This window comes from Proteiniphilum sp. LBM24028 (genome assembly GCF_056629195.1).
Window position 1 is genome coordinate 1,802,521 of sequence record NZ_CM152817.1, and the last position, 20,338, is coordinate 1,822,858.

Consider the following 20,338-nt stretch of genomic DNA (forward strand, 5'->3'; position numbering starts at 1 on the left):
TATTTTTACAATATTCTTTTTACCTGTTCATATACATTTCTTCCCGTATACCCCAGTTTCTCGTCGAGTACATTATAGGGTGCCGAAAATCCGAAGGAGTTCATTCCCCATACCTCTCCATCGGCACCTACAAGTCCCTCAAGTGTTACAGGTAAACCGGCAGTCATTCCGAATTTTCTTTTTCCTTTTGGCAATACATATTCTTGGTAATCTGCTGTTTGACTACGAAATAGCCCTTCGGAAGGAACGGAAACGATGCGTATTTTCACCCCTTCAGCCCTTAGTAAATCCGCGCCTTCCACAAGTGTGGCTACTTCCGATCCTGAAGCCAGTAGAATCACATCGTAATCTTCTTCATCCTGTACAATATAAGCACCCCTGCTAGCCTGAAGTGCCTCTTTGAAGCGTGACTCCCTGGCAGGGAGATCTTTTATGTTCTGGCGGGAAAGGATAAGACCCGTGGGGGTATTCTTATTCTCAAACGCCATTTTCCATGCGACGGTCGTTTCGTTCGCGTCAGCCGGGCGAAGCACAAGCATGGAGTTTTGTCCATGATGGTTTTGTAGTTTTTCCAGCAGACGGATCTGAGCTTCCTGCTCAACCGGTTGATGAGTGGGTCCATCCTCACCCACACGAAATGCATCGTGTGTCCATATAAAAATAACCGGTGTTTCCATTAAGGCCGCCACACGAATGGATGGTTTCATGTAGTCGGAAAATGCGAAAAAGGTACCGCATGCAGGAATTACACCACCGTGCAAACTCATACCGATACAAAGACACGACATGGTAAATTCAGAAACACCTGTCTGCAGAAAGGCACCTGAGAAATCATCCCTTGCAAAGGCTTTTGTATATTTCAAAAAGCCATCAGTCTTGTCGGAATTGGAAAGGTCGGCCGAAGCAACCACCATGTTTTCCACCTGCTGTGCCAGTACACCCAACACTGTGGCGGAAGCTGCGCGAGTGGCGATTCCCGGTTTTTGCTGAATGACGCTCCAATCGATCTCCGGGAGTTCATGAGAGAACCATTTCATTTTCTTTGCAGCCAACTCCGGATTTACACTCTCCCACTCTCTTTCCTTTGCTTTTTTTACAGATACCATTTCCTTCAGTTCCAGCATACGTTTTTCATAGAGTTGCTTCACTTCGGGGAAGATTACAAAAGGATTTGCAGGATCACCACCCAGGTTCTTGATCGTTTGATCAAAATCGGCTCCGGCAGCACTCAGTGGTTGTCCATGGGTGGAAACCTGACATTCGAATGATGAGCAGTCAGCTGCCAGTGCACCACGTCCCATGATCGTATTACCGATGATCAGGGTGGGTTTCTCTTTTTCGGCTTTGGCTTCTGTAAGAGCCCTGCGTATCTCATCCACATTGTTGCCATCTATGGTAATCACTTTCCACTTCCAGGCCTCATATTTCTTCGCCACATCTTCACTTGTCACTTCGGAGGTGGTTGTCGACAGCTGTATTGCGTTGGAGTCGTAGAACATGATCAGATTGCTCAAACCGAGGTGCCCGGCAATTCTTCCTACTCCCTGCGATATTTCTTCCTGAATACCTCCATCCGAAATAAAGCTGTAAATGGTATGATCCATCACATCATTCCCGAGTCGCGCCTGTAGGAATTTGGCAGCAATAGCTGCACCGGCAGCAAAGGCATGTCCCTGTCCCAGCGGGCCGGAAGTATTCTCTATTCCCCGGCTCAGATCTTTTTCCGGATGTCCCGGCGTGGGACTGCCCCACTGCCGGAATTCCTTTAATTCATCCAATGAAAATTTTCCGCTTAAACAAAGCACCGAGTAGAGCATGGCAGACATGTGACCGGGGTCAAGGAAGAAACGGTCTCTCGACGCCCATGTGGGGTCCTCAGGATCATATTCCAGAAATTCTGAAAATAAGACATTGATAAAATCCGCTCCCCCCATTGCACCTCCCGGGTGTCCGGATTTTGCACGTTCCACCATCGAAGCCGAAAATATGCGGATATTATCGGCTGCTTTGTTCATAATTACTTTTTCATTCATAGATTATTAATTCTGTCATCGGTTATCGATGTAAACTGATAACCGCAAAGATAACTATTTTTTGAAATTATCACCCTTACAAGAATGATATGTTTGCACAATTTAATGACAACGAACCTTCATTCTCTTTCTTTCAATGCATCTGGTGCAAAATGTTACAATTAAATTGCTACTTTTACAGGAAAAAGTAACGCACGATGCCGAATTATGCGTGAAGTGCAACTAACAAACACTATGAGTTTAAGCAACAACAAAATAAAATATATCCGGTCCCTCAAAGAAAAAAAGTTCCGTGATGAGCACCACACCTTTGTGGCTGAAGGTATAAAACTGGTATTCGATTTACTGGAAACCTGCCGTTGTCAGTTCCTGGCGGCAACTCCGGAGATACTGGCTACGTATCCTGAGATAAGGGCTGAAGAGATTGTGGAAGCAAATATAAGTGAACTGAAGAAAGCAACTTTGCTGACCACATGCCCACCGGTTATCGCTGTTTTTCACCAACCGGAAAACAAGCTGGAGGAAATTATATTAAAGGATAAATTAACACTTGTCCTCGACGGAGTCCAGGATCCCGGCAATGTGGGTACGATCGTACGCATTGCCGACTGGTTTGGCATCGGTCACATTGTCTGTTCACCGGACACCGCCGATCTTTTTAATCCCAAAACGGTACAGGCAACGATGGGTGCTATTGCCCGTGTAAGAGTCAGTTATACAGACATTGCCTTTTTTTTAACAAAAAACAGTCACCTGCCCGTTTATGGTACGTTTTTGGACGGCGAAAATATATACACAAAGGAGTTGTCAACAGAGGGGCTGATCGTGATGGGCAGTGAAGGGAAAGGTATCAGGCCGGAGACGGCCAAACGTATCGGCCGGAAACTTTTCATACCCAATTTTCCGCTGAACCGTACAACTTCCGAATCATTGAATGTGGCAGCAGCCACAGCAATTATCTGTTCCGAATTCCGCAGAAGAACTTTTTAATACTGATTTCCGGAAAGGCAAAAAAAATCACGTATTGAAGAAATACGTGATCACCTAAAACAAATCTAAAGAGAATAAACATCTCATAAATAATGAGATATGGGTGGAAAACGGGGCTCGAACCCGCGACCTTCGGAACCACAATCCGACGCTCTAACCAACTGAGCTACAACCACCGTATTGTAATCGGGTGCAAAGATAGTTTTTTTTTATCATTTTCCACCCAAATAAGCCTGTTTTTTTTAAAAAAATATTTTGAAGGCTTTCATGCATAAAAAAATTGTACATTTGAGGTAATATAGATAAAAAAACAGATCATGGGTACTAAAAGAATCAAACTATCCATCCTGGGAATCTCCTTTAGTCAGGTACAGGCAGGGGCATACGCGCTCATCTTCGCCGAAGATACAGGCATACGCCGGCTTCCCATTGTCATCGGGACTCCCGAGGCACAGTCCATCGCCATTGTGATGGAAGGTATCACACCTCCAAGGCCGCTTTCACATGACCTGATCTGTTCCATCTGGGAACAACTGGGTATAGAGCTGGTTGAAGTATTGATTTATAAATTTGAGGATGGCGCTTTTTTTGCCGAACTCTTATTACGTCAAAACGACAACGAATACCGTATCGACTCCCGCACTTCCGATGCAGTAGCACTGGCGATACGTACTCATTCACCCATATACACCACGGAAGAGATTATGCAAAATATGGCCATCGTCTTCGATGAACAATCGCCCTCCGGTTCTCCCGAACCGTTTATTCCGGATGAAGGGGTACAATCGGAAGAAGAACTGTCTGATATTCATCTCGACACGCTGAAACATCGCCTGAAAGATGCCGTGAATGAGGAGAATTACGAGCTGGCAACCCGTTTACGTGATGAAATCAACCGTAGAGAAAATAAATTCTGAAAGAGAATATGTTGAATACGCTCTTCTTCTGCCCTGCTATTGCAACATTTCCGCAACTACCTCCCCAGGAGTCCCAACATTGCGTGAAGGTCCTTCGGATGCGTGAAGGTGATAAATTGACCGTCACCGACGGACAGGGATTTCTCTATGAATGTACGCTCATGGAAGCACACCCGAAACATTGTATCGTGAGCATTGAACATAGGACTGAGATGGCTAAAAACCGGGATTTCCTGCTTCAGATAGGTTTTGCACCCACCAAACAGATGGATCGGAACGAATGGTTTGTGGAAAAAGCCGTCGAAATAGGTATTGATCGGTTTACTCCTCTTTTGAGCTGTTACTCCGAACGGAAGGAACTGAAAAAAGAGCGCCTGGAAAAGATTGCCGTATCGGCCATGAAACAGTCTCAACAGGCTTTTCTTCCAATTATTGACGAGCTGACCCGCTTTTCTGATTTTATAACCCGTCCCTTTGAAGGGAGAAAATTTATAGCCCACTGCCATAATCTTCCGAAAAAGCCGCTTGCCCAAACATACAGAAAGGGTGAAAATGTGCTGATCCTGATAGGTCCGGAAGGTGATTTTGGCGAAGAAGAGGTCGGCAGTGCCATTGCAAACGGATTTGAGTCTATGAGTCTTGGGGAAACAAGACTTCGTACCGAGACTGCCTGTCTTGTAGCCACACATACAATTCATGTCCTCAACAACCAGTAATAAAACCGGTGTGATGAAAAGAAATTACTTACTCCTCCTCTCAATGCTTCTTTGCATGGGTTGTAACAAAAGTGTCCAAAAGGATTTGCCGCGCGTTGCCATCGCTGGTATTGCCATTGAGTCGAGCACCTTCTCTCCGGCTATATCCCATGAGGAGGCTTTCCGGTCGCGTACAGGAGAAGAAGTTTTCACTTATTACCCCTTTTTTGCAGCCGATTCAGGCATTGTCAACCGTGCCGTCTGGCTTCCCACCCTGCGCGGGCATGCCATGCCAGGCGGGATTGTCACACGTGAAGCATATGAGTCGCTCGTGGCAAAAACACTTGATATGCTAAAGGAAACACTGCCGCTTGACGGACTTTTCTTTGATATTCACGGAGCGATGAGCGTGCAGGGCCTCGACGATCCCGAAGGTGATTTTCTGATTCGTATTCGTGAGGTAGTTGGCAATCATGTACTGATATCCACTTCGATGGATCTCCATGGCAGTGTATCACCCCGGCTTGCACAGAACAGCGACCTGATTACATGCTACAGGCTGGCACCGCATGAAGATGCCATTGAATCGAAAAAACGGGCGGTAATTAATCTATTGAGCCGCCTGGAAAATGGCAAGGGGAAACCGGCGTATAAAGCCTGGATTCCTGTTCCTATCCTTCTCCCCGGTGAAAAAACAAGTACCCGCATTGAACCGGGAAAAAGTCTGTATGCAGGTATCCCTGGCGTCCTGGATGGAGACAACGTGATTGATGCTGCCATCTGGATGTCCTATCCCTGGGCCGACGAACCACGGAACCACGGTGTAGTGATGGCCTATGGTGACGATAAGGAAGCAGTGGCAAAAGCGGCAGAGAAGTTGGCACGTCATTTTTGGAATGTTCGGAAGGATTTCGGATTTGTGGCTCCCGCCACATATCTGGGTGAAGCACTGGAGAAAGCGTTGGTCAGTAAAAACAAGCCTTTTATTATCAGCGACATGGGTGACAACCCCACCGCCGGTGGTGCCGGTGATGTAACCTGGACACTGCAGGAGTTATTTAAACATTCCGCCTTGCAAAAAAGTGGCAAGACAGTCATCTATGCCTCTATTCCCGGTGCTGACTTTGTTGAGAAGGCAATTGAAGCCGGTATAGGCGCAGAGGTGGAAGGCACTGCCGGTGCAGAAGTGGACAACCGTTTTGCACCTCCCATTCAGTTGAAGGGAATCGTTACGGCAGTAAAAGAAGATAGCACCAACAATGAAGTGGCAGTGAAGAGTGGGAATATCTACACCATTGTCACCGAAAAAAGGAATGCTTACCATTACGAGAAGCAGTTCACCGATCTGGGACTGAATCCGCGGGAAGCTGACATTCTTGTGGTTAAGATCGGGTACCTGGTGCCCGAATTATATGATATGCGGGGAGACTGGCTTATGGCACTCACCCCTGGCGGTGTGGATCAGGACCTGCTAAGGCTCCCGTATAACCGCATAATGCGTCCCATCTTCCCTCTCGATTCCGACATGGAAGATCCGGACCTGAGTGCGCGCTTCATACCTCTTTTAAAATAATATGACAAAAAAAGAACGTTACAAAAAAACTCTCGACTGGTTTAGGGTTAACGCAGAATCGGCAGAGACAGAGTTGCATTATGCAAACAATTATCAATTGCTTGTGGCCGTGATCTTATCCGCTCAATGTACCGACAAGCGGGTGAACATGACCACACCTGCACTCTTTGAAACCTATCCCACGCCGGAGGTGATGGCTGCTGCAACCCCGGAAGCGGTCTACGGATATATCCGATCCTGCTCCTACCCCAACAGCAAGGCAAAAAATCTGGTCGGCATGGCCCGGAAACTGGTTTCCGATTTTGCGGGTCAAGTCCCTACAGATATTGACTCTTTACTCACCCTCCCCGGAGTGGGCCGCAAAACGGCCAATGTAATGCTGGCTGTAGCCTTCGACATGCCGGCGATGCCGGTAGACACGCATGTGTTCCGTGTAGCCAATCGCATCGGTCTGACTGACAATTCCAAAACACCACTTGAGACCGAGCGCGAACTGGTAAAATATATTCCTCGGGAGTTGCTCTCAAAAGCGCATCACTGGCTCATTTTACATGGCCGCTATATCTGCGTGGCGCGGAAACCCAAATGCGAAATCTGCGGACTCAGGGATTGGTGCAAATATTATGCGAAAAATATTATAAAATCATGATACCAGCTTTCCTGTTATCAAAAATCTGAATATTCTGCTGGACGAAGAAATGTGATTACACTGCGTGAAACATTGTTTTTGTATTCCTGACGTGAAGAAAGGTCTTTCCAGTCAGGATCTATCCTGAATGAGGCCCAATGTGCATCTCTGTCTGCCTTATTTTCAAATGTTGTCATATACATCAGATTAGGCATTTGTGATCCCGCAATCACTTCACTGTAAAATACTGCATTGAAGTTCAATTTAGTAAAAATATCAATTTCACCACCTTCATTGAACATATGCACTTTGTTACGGAATAGGCTTTCGCTTGCACTTTCATAACTCCTCAACTCATATACACGTTGATTTTTTGGGGAAGCAAGCTTAGGCAACTTCATGACAGGAGAAAAGGCAAAAGCCTTAAGTAAAATCGTTTCCATGCGCATGTAGGCAGGGGAATTATACTTTACATCCAGGTATTCTTTGCCGGCCAATTTAAATTTTTCATTCTTGAGCAGCTTTCCGTTAATTTTATCAGTCATGCTCAACGTTTTTATCGGAATAAAAACATAGAGGGTCTTATTCTCAGAGGTATCGTTTGCAATGGATTTAAAGACTCCTACAGATTTTATACCCATGTCGTGCAAGGCCGGAATAAGTGCACTCTGAAAATAATTATCCAGTATTTTTTCCTGACTGACTGTATTGTAATGGTACACGGTAAGCTGGTAGAACTCCTGTTTCTCCTTTTTTGGTTTTGACCAGAGCAACTGTGGAGTGATCAATAAGGCCATCACGATGGTAAGTAAAGTTTTTGTTTTCATGCAATTATTGTTTATTATTGTATTTGTGTTTAATCGACTTATCACTCGAAAAAGATATTTCACTCAGACAAATTTAAATAAAAGTTTATATATTTAAAACCGGATAATCATTATAAAATAATCCTCCAACTCGCTGCTCATTTCTTTTCTTCATGATCAGTTTTTTAATGGGTTAGAAAAGTAAAAGAGGATGAATCACATACAGGGCGCCTCATCCTCTTCGTAAGACATTACAGATGGCTGTTATCCGGCCGTTGGAAATGCTTTTTGCTTGTTCATTACCAGGTAAATGATTGGCAGTAAGCCAATGGTATTGAAAATAGCCAGACAGACAAACCAGGCCAGATGATTGTTTCGGGCTGCCTTCCAGAGTGCAATCAGCTTCATCACCGAATCGAACAAGGCCAGTATGATGATCACTATGATCAGCCAGACAGGAAGATGGGACAAGCTTTCCATACTCTTAATCAATTCAGGAATGATGGTTACTTCACCGAAAACTTGTATATACAGCGACTGGTATACTTTTCTCCTGGCTTCAGATAGGGTGATGGCCAGTCGGGCTTGTTAGGAGAATCGGGATATTTCTGTGTCTCCAGACAGATAGCATTGCGTTTGGCATACACCGCACCATTCTTTCCGGTTACGGTGCCATCGAGGAAGTTACCGGTATAAACCTGCACGCCCGGTTCATCTGTATAGACGTCCAGAACGATACCCGTTGCGGGAGAATAAACCGTAGCCGCCACCTGCGTCACGTCTCCCCGGGTATTCAGTACCCAGTTGTGATCATAACCATCTCCGTTTTTCAGCTGTGCATAGTCGTAGTTGTCAATCCTTGCACCAATGGCTGCAGGTGTTCTGAAGTCCATCGGCGTACCTTCTACCGGGCTGATCTCACCTGTAGTCATGAAGGTGTCGTCCACCGGCGTGAACGCATCAGCATAAATTGTGAGCGAATCGTTTAGGATGGTGTTGTTGCCGTCGCCGCTCAGGTTGAAGTAGGAATGGTTAGTCAGGTTCACTACAGTCTCCTTGTCGGTTGTGGCTTCATACTGCAGATCAATGGCGTTGTCATCGGTCAATGTCATGGTTACCTTTACGTCGAGATTACCGGGAAAGTTTGCTTCACCATCTTTCGAGAGACAAGTAAACACCACGGTTTGGTCATTAATCTGCTCTGCATTAAAAACTTTCTTGTCGAACCCTTTCGGACCACCGTGCAGAGTATGACCAAAGTTATTTTTCGGCAGTTGATATTCCACACCCTCCACGGTAATCTTCCCGTTGGCAATCCGGTTACCGTAACGGCCAATGGTTGCTCCGAAGTTATTATTCACGTTCACGTAGTCATCGATCTTATCAAATCCGAGCACCACATCTTTCATATTACCTTCTCTGTCGGGGACCATCACAGACACAATGCGTCCTCCATAGTTGGTCAGTGTTACCTCTACGCCATTGGCATTCGTCAGTACATACAGATTGGTGGAATCTCCGTTAACCACTGATTGAAAATTGCTTTTTTTCAGTCCCGAGAGGGTTGCCTGCTCCGCGGGAGCCTCTTTTTGTTTGTTGACACAACCCGCCATGGCAATGACTGCCAGTAACAGGAACAATTGATTCAGTCTCATAATTTTTCAAATTTATATTTAAAGTTTGTACATTTCGTTCATTCTTTTACAAATTTACATGATTTCTTTTTTAAAAGCACATAAACAGTTAAAAATCTCTTCTCCTTGTAGGGGAGAGTTGTGCGAACGCGGAGCATGATACGTTACGAAAGCAGCGGCCGAATTCAAAAGACCGGCTTCACAGCCTCCAGTGAAGGAGTTCCTCCTTCAATATAGGGCCAGTTGTTTTTCCACCTTATCTGATCCATCATCAGCACACGTCCTTTTGGATTATCCACAGACACTGCGTGATAAAAAATCCAGTCTGTGCCCTTTTTATCCTTCACAATTTCAGAATTATGTCCGGTTCCCACAAATTTGGCATTTTTTTGAATCACAATCTCATGATGATTCTCCATCATGGTTCGTCCCAGTTTGTCAGTATAAGGCCCGAAAAGATCTTTTGACCGCCCTACAACAGTGGTATAGGTACTGTTCAGGCCCTTGCAGCAGGATCCGATGGAGGCGAACATATAGTAATAACCATTTCGCTTATGGATATAAACCCCCTCATAAGCTGTACCTGCTACCTGACGCTTTTCAGCTCCCGGCTTCAGAGAAAGGCCATCGGATGAAAGCTCGATAGCGTAAATGCCCCTGAAGCTTCCCCAAAAAAGATATTTCCTGCCTTTCTCTTCAATATAAAACTGATCGATGGAATTTTGCACATCAATTTCATTGCTGCGAAAAAGTTTACCCTGGTCGGTGAAAGGTCCCCCGGGATCGTCTGCGGTAGCCACGCCTATACCACAGGTCCATTCTCCGCCCCAGGCCGACATGGAGTAGTAGAGCACATACTGGCCGTTGATATAATTGATGTCGGGAGCCCATAGTCCGCCACGAGGTTCAAATGTGGGACGCGTTTCATTGGTGAAAGCTTTTCCCACCATTTCCCAGTTAACCAGATCTTTTGAACGATGAATAGGTGTATTCCTCATATCTTCGGTAGCATAGAGATAAAAATAACCATCTCCCGATTTTATGATTGTCGGATCAGGCAGACTATAGTTTATGACAGGATTATTATAGATATTTTCCGTTTCATAAGATTTCTCTATCGCCGTTTTCTGCGTTTTGCACGAGAAAAGGAGTGTAGTGAGGATAAGTAGCAAACAGGCTCCCTCACCTGTCTTGCAGATGAGAGAGCTTTTAAAAAATGTCTTCATTGTAAACAGTGAAAAGGTTAGTCGTTCAAGATATTGCATATCTCCTGATTTACTTTTCTCACTCTTGCTTCCTCAACCTTCACCAGTTTACGGTCATAGGTCATCAGTCCGTTTACTTCTATTTCCACATCGGTTGTCTGGGTATAGACTGCAGCAGAAAATCCCTGGCGGATCAATTGCTTCAGTTCTTCGGCATATTTTACATATTCATCCGTCACCTCCTTAGCGCTGTTGAACTGTACATAACCCCAGTTACGGTTGGGTTCCCAGAGGTGCTCCTTATTGGCCCAGCCTATACCACCATACTCGCCTAACACTGTAGCTCGCTGTGCATCATACAAATAGAGCCGGGGAGCAGGATATTGATGCAGATCGAGCATATCACCCACAGTATAATGGTTTCCACCACTAGCAGGATTTACCAGACGGGATGGATCATATTGTTTTGTCCATTCGGTTATTTCCCGGGTTTTAAATTGTCCCCAGGCCTCGTTAAACGGAACCCATACCCCGATGGAAGGATAAGAGTAAAGATAATCGATGATCTCTTTCCATTCTTTCCGGTAATTGGCTTCCGATTCAGCCGAGCGCACCCGTTCCGTACCCGTGAAATACTGACGCATCTGCCATTCCGGACCTCTGTCACCATTGGGCATGTCCTGCCACACAATCATCCCGTGACGATCACAATGTGTGTACCAGCGTGCCGGTTCCACCTTTACGTGCTTCCGGATCATATTGTATCCAAGTTCTTTTGTTTTGACCACATCATACTCCAATGCTTCATCGGTTGGAGCAGTATAGAGCCCGTCGGGCCACCATCCCTGATCGAGGGGACCAAACTGAAACAGATCCTTGTTATTGAGCTGAAGGCGTACAATCCCTTTGTCGTCACGACTGACAGAGTACTTACGCATGGCAGCGTAACTGTCGACCTTGTCAAGCTGTTTGGATCCACTCCAGAGCAGCACCTCCACATCATACAGGTAAGGGCTGTCGGGCGACCAGAGCTTCACATTCTCCGGCATGATAATCTCCACGGGCTCATTGTTGATAGATTGAGACGAAGCTACCACTTTATCTCCCTCCTTAATTTTCACTTCCACCTTTTGTGCCGGTGCAACCACGCTTGTGAACGCTTCTACTTTCAGTACATTCTTATCAATATCGGGTGTTATTTTAAGGTTCTCTATATATGTTTCGGGAACTGGTTCCAACCAGACCGTCTGCCAGATACCCGTTACAGGTGTATACCAGATACCTTCAGGCTTGTTCACCTGCTTTCCGCGGGGCTGGTATCCCTGGTCAGTAGAATCCCATACTTTCACCATGACGGTATTTTTACCATTGACCAGTGCCGGGGTGATATCAAAGGAAAACGGAGTATAACCGCCGGTGTGTTGTCCGACTTTCACATCGTTTACCCATACGTCGGCTTTCCAGTCTACAGCACCGAAGTGCAGCAGGATTTTGTTATTTTTCCATTTGGAGGGTACAGAAAAATCACGTTGATACCACAGTTCATTGTCACTACCCACACGTTTTTGAACACCTGAAAGACTCGACTCAATAGCGAAAGGTACCAATATGTCTCCTTCAAAACCAGTCGGTTTTTGTTTGCCTACCGGCTGGATGGCATATTTCCAGAGTCCGTTAAGATTCTGCCACTCTGCTCGCTCCATGATTGGTCTTGGATATTCAGGCAACACGCTATTCACGTCAATTTCTGTTGCCCAGCGGGTTTTGATTTTGTCACCTGCCGGCTGCCATTGCGCCGTAAGATTGAAAGTCAAAAGTAGTGTAAATAATAAAGTAACAATTGTTCTCATAAAAAATATTATAGGGTTTATATCTTTTCGTGCGATTATTATTTTTTTATTATGGGTGTATGAAACTCGCAATAATCATGTCCTTTGGTATAACTGTTTACACGCTTGTTTCGAATTACGAAAATACCGGTAATTCAAAATCTTTTTCACTAAATATTCGTCAAAAGGTAGCAATTTCTTCTCAAAACTATTTTTGTTCCTGAAAATCTTTCGGAAGAATACCAAATTGCTGCTGAAAGCACTTTGCAAAATAAGAAGGAGAGTTGAATCCTACCATGTAACAAATCTCATTTATTTTGTAGTCATCCTGTTTTAACAGCTGCGCCGCTTTTTTTAGCCGTTCCAACCGGATGTATTCGTTCGGGGTTAAATCCAGTACCCCTTTTACCTTACGGTAAAAGCTGGCCCTGCTCATGTTGAATCGTTCCGCCATGTCTTCCACATTGAAATCTGAGTCGGAGAGGTTATCCTGTATCACTTCATTTAATTTTTTAATAAACGCTTCGTCTGATTTGTTTAAAGCGACGGTAGTTGCGCCAATAAAGGGGTTTTTCCGAAAAGACTCCCTAAGTTTTTCCCTGCTCTGAAGTAAATTTTCTATTCTGGCCAGCAATACTTCCACAGAAAAAGGTTTTTCGAGATAAGCATCAGCACCCAACTCATACCCCTGCACCTTGGATTGAGCCATCACCTTGGCGGTAAGCAGGATAACCGGGATATGACTGAATTCAACATCCGCTTTCACATTTTGTGTGAATTCAAAACCGTCCATCTCCGGCATCATCACATCCGTAACAATAAGATTCACTGTGGATTTTCGGAGTTGTTCCAAGGCCTGCACACCATTTTCTGCTGTCAATACATGATAATGGTCCGAGAGAAATCTTGCTTCAAACTGGAGCAGCTCCACATCATCGTCCACTATTAACAGGGTTGCTTCTTTATTTTGAATTCCGGCCGGCGTACCGATTCTGATTTCACTATTTTCCTTTTCCGGACTTAGTATCTCTTCATGTTTTACATCTCTTACCGGCAGTTTCAGTAGAAAGCGGTTGTAACTTTCATCATTTTCAAGTGAAAGGGAACCACCGTGAAGTTCGGCCAACGAACTTGCCAGCGCCAGCCCTATTCCTGTTCCAGTGGCTTTCTTATCCTGGTTGGTACCAATCTGCACAAAGGGCTTGAAGATTTCTTTTTTGTATATCTGGGGAATCACCTCTCCATCATTCTCAATAAGCAAATAAAACTCTCTTTTTTCATTCTCTTTTATCGTTGCCTCCAGTCGGACAAACCGGTCACAATACTTCAGGGCATTGTTTAACAGATTGCTGACGATCTTCAGGAACGCTTCTTTATCCAATTGAACAAATATATCCTGTTCTGGCAGCTCTGTTTCAAGAGTTATCTTATTATGATTTGCCATCGGCTTGAAGAGGAGGATGGTTTCCCTGATCAGTTCCGACACGTTTTGTGTTTGAAGATTTAACAGATATGCCTCAGACTCAGTTTTACGAAAGTCCAAAAGCTGATTGGTCAGATTAAGGAGCCGGGCCGTATTTTTACTCATTATCTGCAAATTTTCTTTCATGTTGTCCGACACTTTTTCTCTCATTAATACATGATCGAGCGGTGCCTTAATCAGCGTAAGAGGTGTACGGATTTCATGAGCTACATTGGTAAAGAAATTTATTTTTGACTGATATAGTTCCCGTTCTTTCTGTTGTTCAAATAGTTGCATTTGATTTTGTTGGATCCTATGGTTCCGTATTTTAAAAAAACGGAAAATTGCCCAACCACTCAATAAGAATAAAACAATATATATAAAATATGCCCAGCTACTCATCCAGAATGGAGGTCGAATTTTAATAACAAGTGTTTTTATATTTTCCGCCTGTTCATTTTCTTCGACGCTAAGCTTCACGGTAAGCTGATATTTTCCGGGGTTCAAGTTAGAATAAACGATGTCTTGTTTACCTTTACCGTCAATCCACTCTTTATCAAACCCCTCCAGCCTGTACAAAATATGGCTGCCGTTCAGATTAGAATAATTCAGTAATGCATATTCCAGTCTAAAAGAGTTTTTATTATAAGGCAAAGTCAGTTCATCTTCGTAAAGGATACTTTTTTCCAATATTGATTTTTCCCCTCCCGGACCTATCAGTTCATTGTTAATATACAATTCCGTGAACACAATAGGTGTATCAAGTTTAGGTTCTCTAAAAGTTGAAGGATTAAAACGGACCATACCATCTATTGAACCAAAATAAATTGTTCCGTCGGAGGTTTTATAACTGGATTTATAATTGAATTGATTGGTTCTCAAACCACTATCAACGGTATAATTCCTAAACATTCCAGACTGTGGATTATATCGTACCAGTCCGTAGTTGGTCGAAAGCCATAAATTATTTTCATCATCTTCCACGATCTGGTACACTACATTGTTGGGCATCCCATGGGTGGTGTCAAATGTAGTAAATGTTTCATCATTTTTATTAAAAAGACAGAATCCACCACCTTGCGTTGTAATCCACAACCTTCTTTTACTATCTTCAAAAACACTGGTTACCGTATTATACGGCAGGGAGTTTGAATCATCCGGCTTGTTCATATAAATAGTCCATTCCGATGTACCAGGTTCATATCTGAAAAGTCCATCCGAAAAAGTGGCTATCCATATATTTCCGTCGCTGTCTTCAAAAATATCATGTATGGCAATACCTTTCAATTCATCAATCCTTGTAAAGTCATTCGATTGATAATTATAGATATTTAATCCTGATAAAGTTCCAATCCATAATATATTCCGACTACTTTTACAGATGGCAAAAGTGCTATTATGACTGATAGAGTTTGTATCATTGGTAAATGTATATGTTACCAGTTTCCCTGTTTTGAGATTGTATCTGTTCAACCCTTTTGAGAAGGTACTTATCCACAAAAAATCACCATCCTGATATAAGGCATGAATGTTAGTATAGAGCGATTGTAAAGGCCCGGGGAGTGGCTGAAAGGAACTTGTGGACGGATTGAACAAGTGAAGGCCGTTATCTTCCGTTCCAATCCAGATATTCTCATCATCTGCAGGAAAAAACTCCCTCACCCTTGATCCTTTCATATCATTTGCCTGAGGAATCGGATAAAACAATTCAAATTTGTTTAATTGCTCCGAATAATAATCTACACCTCCGAAATATGATCCCACCCATACACCTCCTTCCCGATCCTTACATATGGAATATATTGCATTGTCGGATAATGAAGTAGCGATTAAATTGTCGTGACGCAGATTAACTACCGTTCCTTCAAGCGTATTTAATATATACACACCCGATTCAGTCCCCACCCAGAAGGTCTGGCTATCAATCCTTTTCACTGTACGTGCAAAGATAGGTTCACCTGAAGAATCGGTGTCCAGCAAAATACGACAAGTCTTGTTAATCGTATTTATACTTATCAGTCCTTTATTGGATGTGGGCACAATCAACTGGTTGTTTTCATCGGAAATTACATTTCGTATTTCGCCCAATCCATAAAAAAAGTCCGGGTCATCCTTTATTTGAAATTCCGATGTTTGCTTAGATTCCTTATCGATACGAATCATGGGAAGTCCGTAAGGGAAAACCCATATATCATTATTCTTTCCCACACATAAACCTATCATTCTCATTCCACCGGGAACAGTTTTGACAGGATATAAGATGAGGTCTTTCGTTTCGAAGTTATAATGAAAAACACCTTTTTCTTCAACCGATATCCATATATCTCCCTCAGAATCGGACACGAGATCACTAATCCATCCATCTATGGATTCATTATTTCCGGTAACAACGCGGAACCGTTCAAATTTCTCCATGAGGGGGTTATAAATATAGATTCCTCCCTCTGTTGCAACCCAGATATTGCCATTTTTATCTTCGAGAATATGATGAAAAACATTATTTTTAAGATCTCCATCGGGTGAAAATTTAAATATCTTAAATGCCTTACCATCAAAACGGCTTAATCCATCCTTGGTGCCAAACCACATAAACCCCGTTTTATCCTGGAGTATGCAACGAACTGTATTCTGAGACAATCCGTTATTGATATTATAGTGTTTAAAAGAGTAGTTGGGATAGGAATATAAATTAACATACCCTAAGAGCAATACTGCTGACAGGAGTAAGTATCTGAATTGCCCCATTCTATTTTTCATTCAATTTGTCTTCAAGCATCTTCAGGAAATAGCCTCCCACAACAGAACGGGCTTTGAAACCCACCCGTTTGCCTTCGACAGTATCGTGCCAATCGCTCAAAGGTACACGAGACGGTGTTTCATCTGCATATTTGTAAACCAAATCGGCCAAAGCTTCAAAGTCATTGCTGTTCCCGGTAAGTGTCGCAGTCCATAAAATCCAGTCGGACTTTGTATAAGTAGCACGATTGTCAAGAGGCAGTCCAAACTCGTTTTGTCTGGTTTTATAAAAAGCCATCTCTTTTGTCGCTATTTCCGGATCAAAGATATTAAATTTTAGCAATTTATCCCAAACTAAATTGTATTTCTGACTCCAGGTGCCCGATCTATCAAAAGTAAGTTTATAATGATCGCCATCATCTGCCATTTTTTCCCACTTTGCAGCCATTTCTTCTGCAACCTTCATGTATCTGCCGGAGACATCTGTTTTTCCCAACATCGCTGCCAGCTTCCCATAGGAAGCTATACCCATGATTGCCTTAATAGAGAGATTGGCATTGTGGGCAAAGTGTCCGGCAAAATCGTCGGTACATAACTGGTTGGCAGGATCGAGCCCTTCCTTCACCAGATAATCGGTCCATGTAGTCAGTACTTCCCAATGTTTTTCAGCATACCCGGCATTGCCTTCTACCTCAGCGAGTGCCGCTGTCAGGATCAGCATATTCCCGGATTCCTCCACGGGCATATCGCCTCCGTAAGTTTGACCATTAGCCAGGGGGTAAGTTCCCACATCGTGTGCTGCAAAAGGCTTGGTCCATTTTCCACTTTCACTGTAATAAAAGATATGGTTCATCAATCCTTTTACCAGCTCCGGATTATAAATAAGGAAAAGCGGTGATGAGGGATAGGTTATATCCACTGTTCCTATGGAACCGTTGCTGTTATTCTCTTTCGAGAAAAACAACAGGGTTCCATCTTCTTCTTTCACCAATTTATGGGCTGATATCGCCTGACGATAAGCCAGGGCACACAACTCTGCGTATTTTACACCTCCCGCTTTTTCTGCATCCGCCATCATGGCCCGGTTAAAATTGTCGCAACGTTCCATAATCAGAGAATAGTCGGTCTCTGCGCTTTGAAATGTCTGAAGGATGTCGGTTTTACCATCGTGAGTCCAGTAGGCTTTCAGATTTTTCTCAAAATACTGAATCGAATAGATATCATCGTAACCTAGCATAATAAAACCGGATTTCTTATCAGAGCCAACCTTTCCCAGGTTTCTACTATACCCAAGAGCTGTCATCTTTTTTGTCATATCTCCGGAAAGCTTTTCGGCCGGTGTTTCAGAAATTTGTCCTGTGGTCTGAAATTCCTTCTTGATAGTCCAGTAATCGCCGAAGCTCAAAGTAGAATTTTCGTCACGATGACCTGCAAGATAAAAATACCCCCAATCGATACGAACATTGTCGCCTTTCTTTTCCAGGACAGGTTGTTGCGTGGTGCCTGTCTTAAGAAAAAGAAGTTTCTCTTTTTCAATTTTTTCGAAACCAACAGGCTGACTATCATCATTTACTGCCCATTGTGGCGTAGCTTCCAAATATATCTGCACTTCGTGCGACATATTGTCTTTAGACTTTACCTGATATGAAACGTAGCTCACAGGACGTGAAAGCAAATCCAGATCGTCCATCAGCAAGGGGGTCGTGAAGATCACATCCAGTTCAACCGGACCACAATCAAAGGTATATATGGTTTGCGTGGGCAGCACGCTGGCTGTTTTCTGAACAGCTGTCTGAATAAATGAAGTTTTATTATCTTCTTTTTCATAAAGGCCAAAGTCAACATATCCCCCTCCGGTTCTATTATGACAGTGAGCTGTGATGATATTTTTTCCTTTTTTCAGCGTAGCCTTCACTTCTTCTGAAAGCTCTTCCACTACGTTATATTTCCAGGAATAACCGGTTTTCACAACCTGAACTCCGTTAATATACAACTCAAAAATATCATCATGAGAATAATGTAAAATGATGGTCTTGCCGGCCACATCCTCTTCAAGATCGAATGTACGTCTCACCCAGATATCCTTGGTTTGCCACAGGGTAGACAAAGAGGGTTCGTTGGGCGTACCAAACGCAGAAGTTCCGGTTTTCCATCCGGTATCATTAAAATCGATGTTTTTCCATTCCTCCCCATTTGGTTGTTCGAATGTATATTTACCCGTCCACTTTTCTTCGCGAACAGTTGAAAGAAATGGTTTTAGGGGCAAGTTTTCTTTTCCCAGGAAACGATAGGTCTCTCCATCTACCCTTAGAGCACCCAGCAAAGGGAACTCTTTTCCGGTCCAGTGACGGACCTGATCGTCGTACAAGTTGTTTGTATACGACCAGCCGCTGAAATAAGGGTCTACAGTTACCAACGGGTAGGCCGGTGCCCTGAGTCCGGTGGTGAGATCTGCAGGAATCACGGGAATCTCTTTATTCTTACTGGTACAAGAGATTGCAAATAAGCATATCAACAGTATAGAAAAAACGGGTAAATTAATTTTAGTCATTTTTTGATCATTAAAAGTATATCAATTTTCTGTGTCACTTTCTCTATTTCTGGAATTCAATAAAATTATCCATAAAAGAATAATTAAACTGGGTTTGTTTTAATAGCGTATCTTGTTCGATGGTCCGGTTTGCAAACAAGCCATTTAGTATCCAGGGATCACTGGTACTCTTAAAATCCTGATTATAGGGAAAACTTTGCCGAATAGCATATGTCGCTACCAGGAACCGGGGATTTCCAGTCATCAAAGTATATGCTTCGTGCAGGTAATGTTTTCTCGATTCAAACCAGTGACTATTCTTTAAAAAAGCATACCACTCACTCATTGGGCGGGGATGTTTCAATGCATAATCAATGTACTGGTAATTTTTCCATGCCGGATCAATTTGCCACGCCATGGCAAAGGTTTCTGAAACAGCATCTGTCAGATGAGATTTCCAATATTTCATCAAAGAAAATTCAGTTACGATAATCTTTTGGTTCTCCCGAATCCTGTTGCTCACAAAACTTAACGCCGCTGGTATATGTTCCATTTCAGAATGATGGATATGTATATCGATACCCGCAATACCCGGCTCTTCTTCAACAAAGGAAAGCAAGCTGTTTACAGCTGCGGTTTGCCAGGTTTCCTCATACAAATTATTGAAAGCACCAACAAAAATCGGAACATCCCGATCGGGATGACCGTCACGAAACTGCATCACCACTCGGGCTACCGCTTTATAAAAATCAACCACACGCTGGTCACGTTCGGCAACTTTTGTTTCAATGAACGGTTCATTTCCAATCACCAGCAAGTCGGTACTATACCAAACCTGTTCCAAAAGCTTATTCAAAAAAATCATATAAGCCTTAAAATCCGTACTATTCTCTGCCGGTAGGGACTCGTTACGTTCCCGGAAGTTCCATTTGATGTTCAGGATGGTTTTGTATCCTTCCTTTTGGAGTGAAAGATAATCCTTGATCCTTTCATCTGAATGCAGTCCCTTGGTCGAATCGTATAATTGAAAGAAGTCGATAAATCCTCTCACCCAGGTGGTCTTCGTTCGTCTCAAATCATTGAAATTGATAAACTGCAATTGCTCATTGTAGTTTACCCCAAGTGCCATGGACCAGGTCGAAAGGTCCACCGTATCAAACGGAATATTCCGGGCCGGTTTTTCCGAAAGAGCCTGTTCTTCCGTTACCGGAAACATATCATTGCCTGAACAGGAAATTACAAATAACAAGACAACGACAAAAATGGAAATCCTTTTCTTAATACAGTGCCTTATTTTCAT

The 20,338-nt window shown here is 43.4% G+C and carries 14 protein-coding genes and 1 tRNA gene; 5 read left to right on the top strand and 10 right to left on the bottom strand.

Features of this window, described 5'->3' with window-relative positions; translation table 11 throughout:
* Positions 1 to 5: 5 nt before the first annotated feature.
* A complete protein-coding gene (locus tag AC1HCU_RS07080) occupies positions 6 to 2,033 on the bottom strand; it encodes a transketolase family protein (protein ID WP_480370810.1) in 2,028 nt (675 codons plus the stop codon).
* Between the two features lie 234 nt (positions 2,034 to 2,267).
* Between AC1HCU_RS07080 and AC1HCU_RS07085 the strand changes: the two genes are divergently transcribed.
* Complete coding sequence (locus AC1HCU_RS07085) at positions 2,268 to 3,023, top strand: TrmH family RNA methyltransferase (protein ID WP_480370813.1); 756 nt, start codon at positions 2,268 to 2,270, stop codon at positions 3,021 to 3,023.
* Positions 3,024 to 3,124: 101 nt separating this feature from the next.
* On the opposite strand, the gene AC1HCU_RS07090 is transcribed toward AC1HCU_RS07085, so the two are convergent.
* Positions 3,125 to 3,200, bottom strand: a tRNA-His gene (locus AC1HCU_RS07090).
* Positions 3,201 to 3,340: 140 nt separating this feature from the next.
* On the opposite strand from AC1HCU_RS07090, the gene AC1HCU_RS07095 reads away from it, so the two are divergent.
* The 4 genes from AC1HCU_RS07095 to nth are packed head-to-tail and all read left to right on the top strand — an operon-like array spanning position 3,341 to position 6,857.
* Positions 3,341 to 3,940, top strand: coding sequence for a bifunctional nuclease family protein (locus AC1HCU_RS07095; RefSeq protein WP_480370815.1), 600 nt, complete (start codon positions 3,341 to 3,343; stop codon positions 3,938 to 3,940).
* Positions 3,941 to 3,948: 8 nt separating this feature from the next.
* On the top strand, positions 3,949 to 4,656 hold the full coding sequence (locus AC1HCU_RS07100; protein WP_480370818.1) for a 16S rRNA (uracil(1498)-N(3))-methyltransferase: 708 nt from the start codon (positions 3,949 to 3,951) through the stop codon (positions 4,654 to 4,656).
* A gap of 13 nt (positions 4,657 to 4,669) precedes the next feature.
* Entirely contained in the window at positions 4,670 to 6,208 is a 1,539-nt protein-coding gene (locus tag AC1HCU_RS07105) for a M81 family metallopeptidase (protein ID WP_480370821.1), read from the top strand.
* Position 6,209: 1 nt separating this feature from the next.
* Positions 6,210 to 6,857, top strand: a complete 648-nt coding sequence (nth, locus tag AC1HCU_RS07110) for an endonuclease III (RefSeq protein WP_480370824.1) — start codon at positions 6,210 to 6,212, stop codon at positions 6,855 to 6,857.
* A 17-nt stretch (positions 6,858 to 6,874) separates the two neighbouring features.
* On the opposite strand, the gene AC1HCU_RS07115 is transcribed toward nth, so the two are convergent.
* The 8 genes from AC1HCU_RS07115 to AC1HCU_RS07150 all read right to left on the bottom strand — a co-directional run bounded on the left by AC1HCU_RS07115 (position 6,875) and on the right by AC1HCU_RS07150 (position 20,338).
* Positions 6,875 to 7,663, bottom strand: a complete 789-nt coding sequence (locus tag AC1HCU_RS07115; protein WP_321721960.1) for an NIPSNAP family protein — start codon at positions 7,661 to 7,663, stop codon at positions 6,875 to 6,877.
* A 243-nt stretch (positions 7,664 to 7,906) separates the two neighbouring features.
* Positions 7,907 to 8,122: a DUF5652 family protein gene (locus AC1HCU_RS07120; RefSeq protein WP_480370827.1), complete on the bottom strand. Its 216-nt coding sequence runs from the start codon at positions 8,120 to 8,122 to the stop codon at positions 7,907 to 7,909.
* Between the two features lie 26 nt (positions 8,123 to 8,148).
* Complete coding sequence (locus AC1HCU_RS07125) at positions 8,149 to 9,291, bottom strand: aldose epimerase family protein (RefSeq protein ID WP_480371109.1); 1,143 nt, start codon at positions 9,289 to 9,291, stop codon at positions 8,149 to 8,151.
* Positions 9,292 to 9,461: 170 nt separating this feature from the next.
* Positions 9,462 to 10,502, bottom strand: a complete 1,041-nt coding sequence (locus AC1HCU_RS07130) for a family 43 glycosylhydrolase (protein WP_480370830.1) — start codon at positions 10,500 to 10,502, stop codon at positions 9,462 to 9,464.
* A gap of 17 nt (positions 10,503 to 10,519) precedes the next feature.
* Positions 10,520 to 12,331, bottom strand: coding sequence for a glycoside hydrolase family 2 protein (locus AC1HCU_RS07135; RefSeq protein WP_480370832.1), 1,812 nt, complete (start codon positions 12,329 to 12,331; stop codon positions 10,520 to 10,522).
* 187 nt (positions 12,332 to 12,518) lie between these two features.
* Positions 12,519 to 16,529 (bottom strand): two-component regulator propeller domain-containing protein, encoded by a 4,011-nt coding sequence (locus AC1HCU_RS07140; RefSeq protein WP_480370835.1) that lies wholly within the window; start codon positions 16,527 to 16,529, stop codon positions 12,519 to 12,521.
* On the bottom strand, positions 16,519 to 19,059 hold the full coding sequence (locus tag AC1HCU_RS07145; protein WP_480370838.1) for a glutaminase family protein: 2,541 nt from the start codon (positions 19,057 to 19,059) through the stop codon (positions 16,519 to 16,521). Before AC1HCU_RS07145 ends, AC1HCU_RS07140 begins: the two co-directional genes overlap by 11 nt.
* Positions 19,060 to 19,102: 43 nt before the next feature.
* A complete protein-coding gene (locus AC1HCU_RS07150; RefSeq protein ID WP_480370841.1) occupies positions 19,103 to 20,338 on the bottom strand; it encodes a hypothetical protein in 1,236 nt (411 codons plus the stop codon).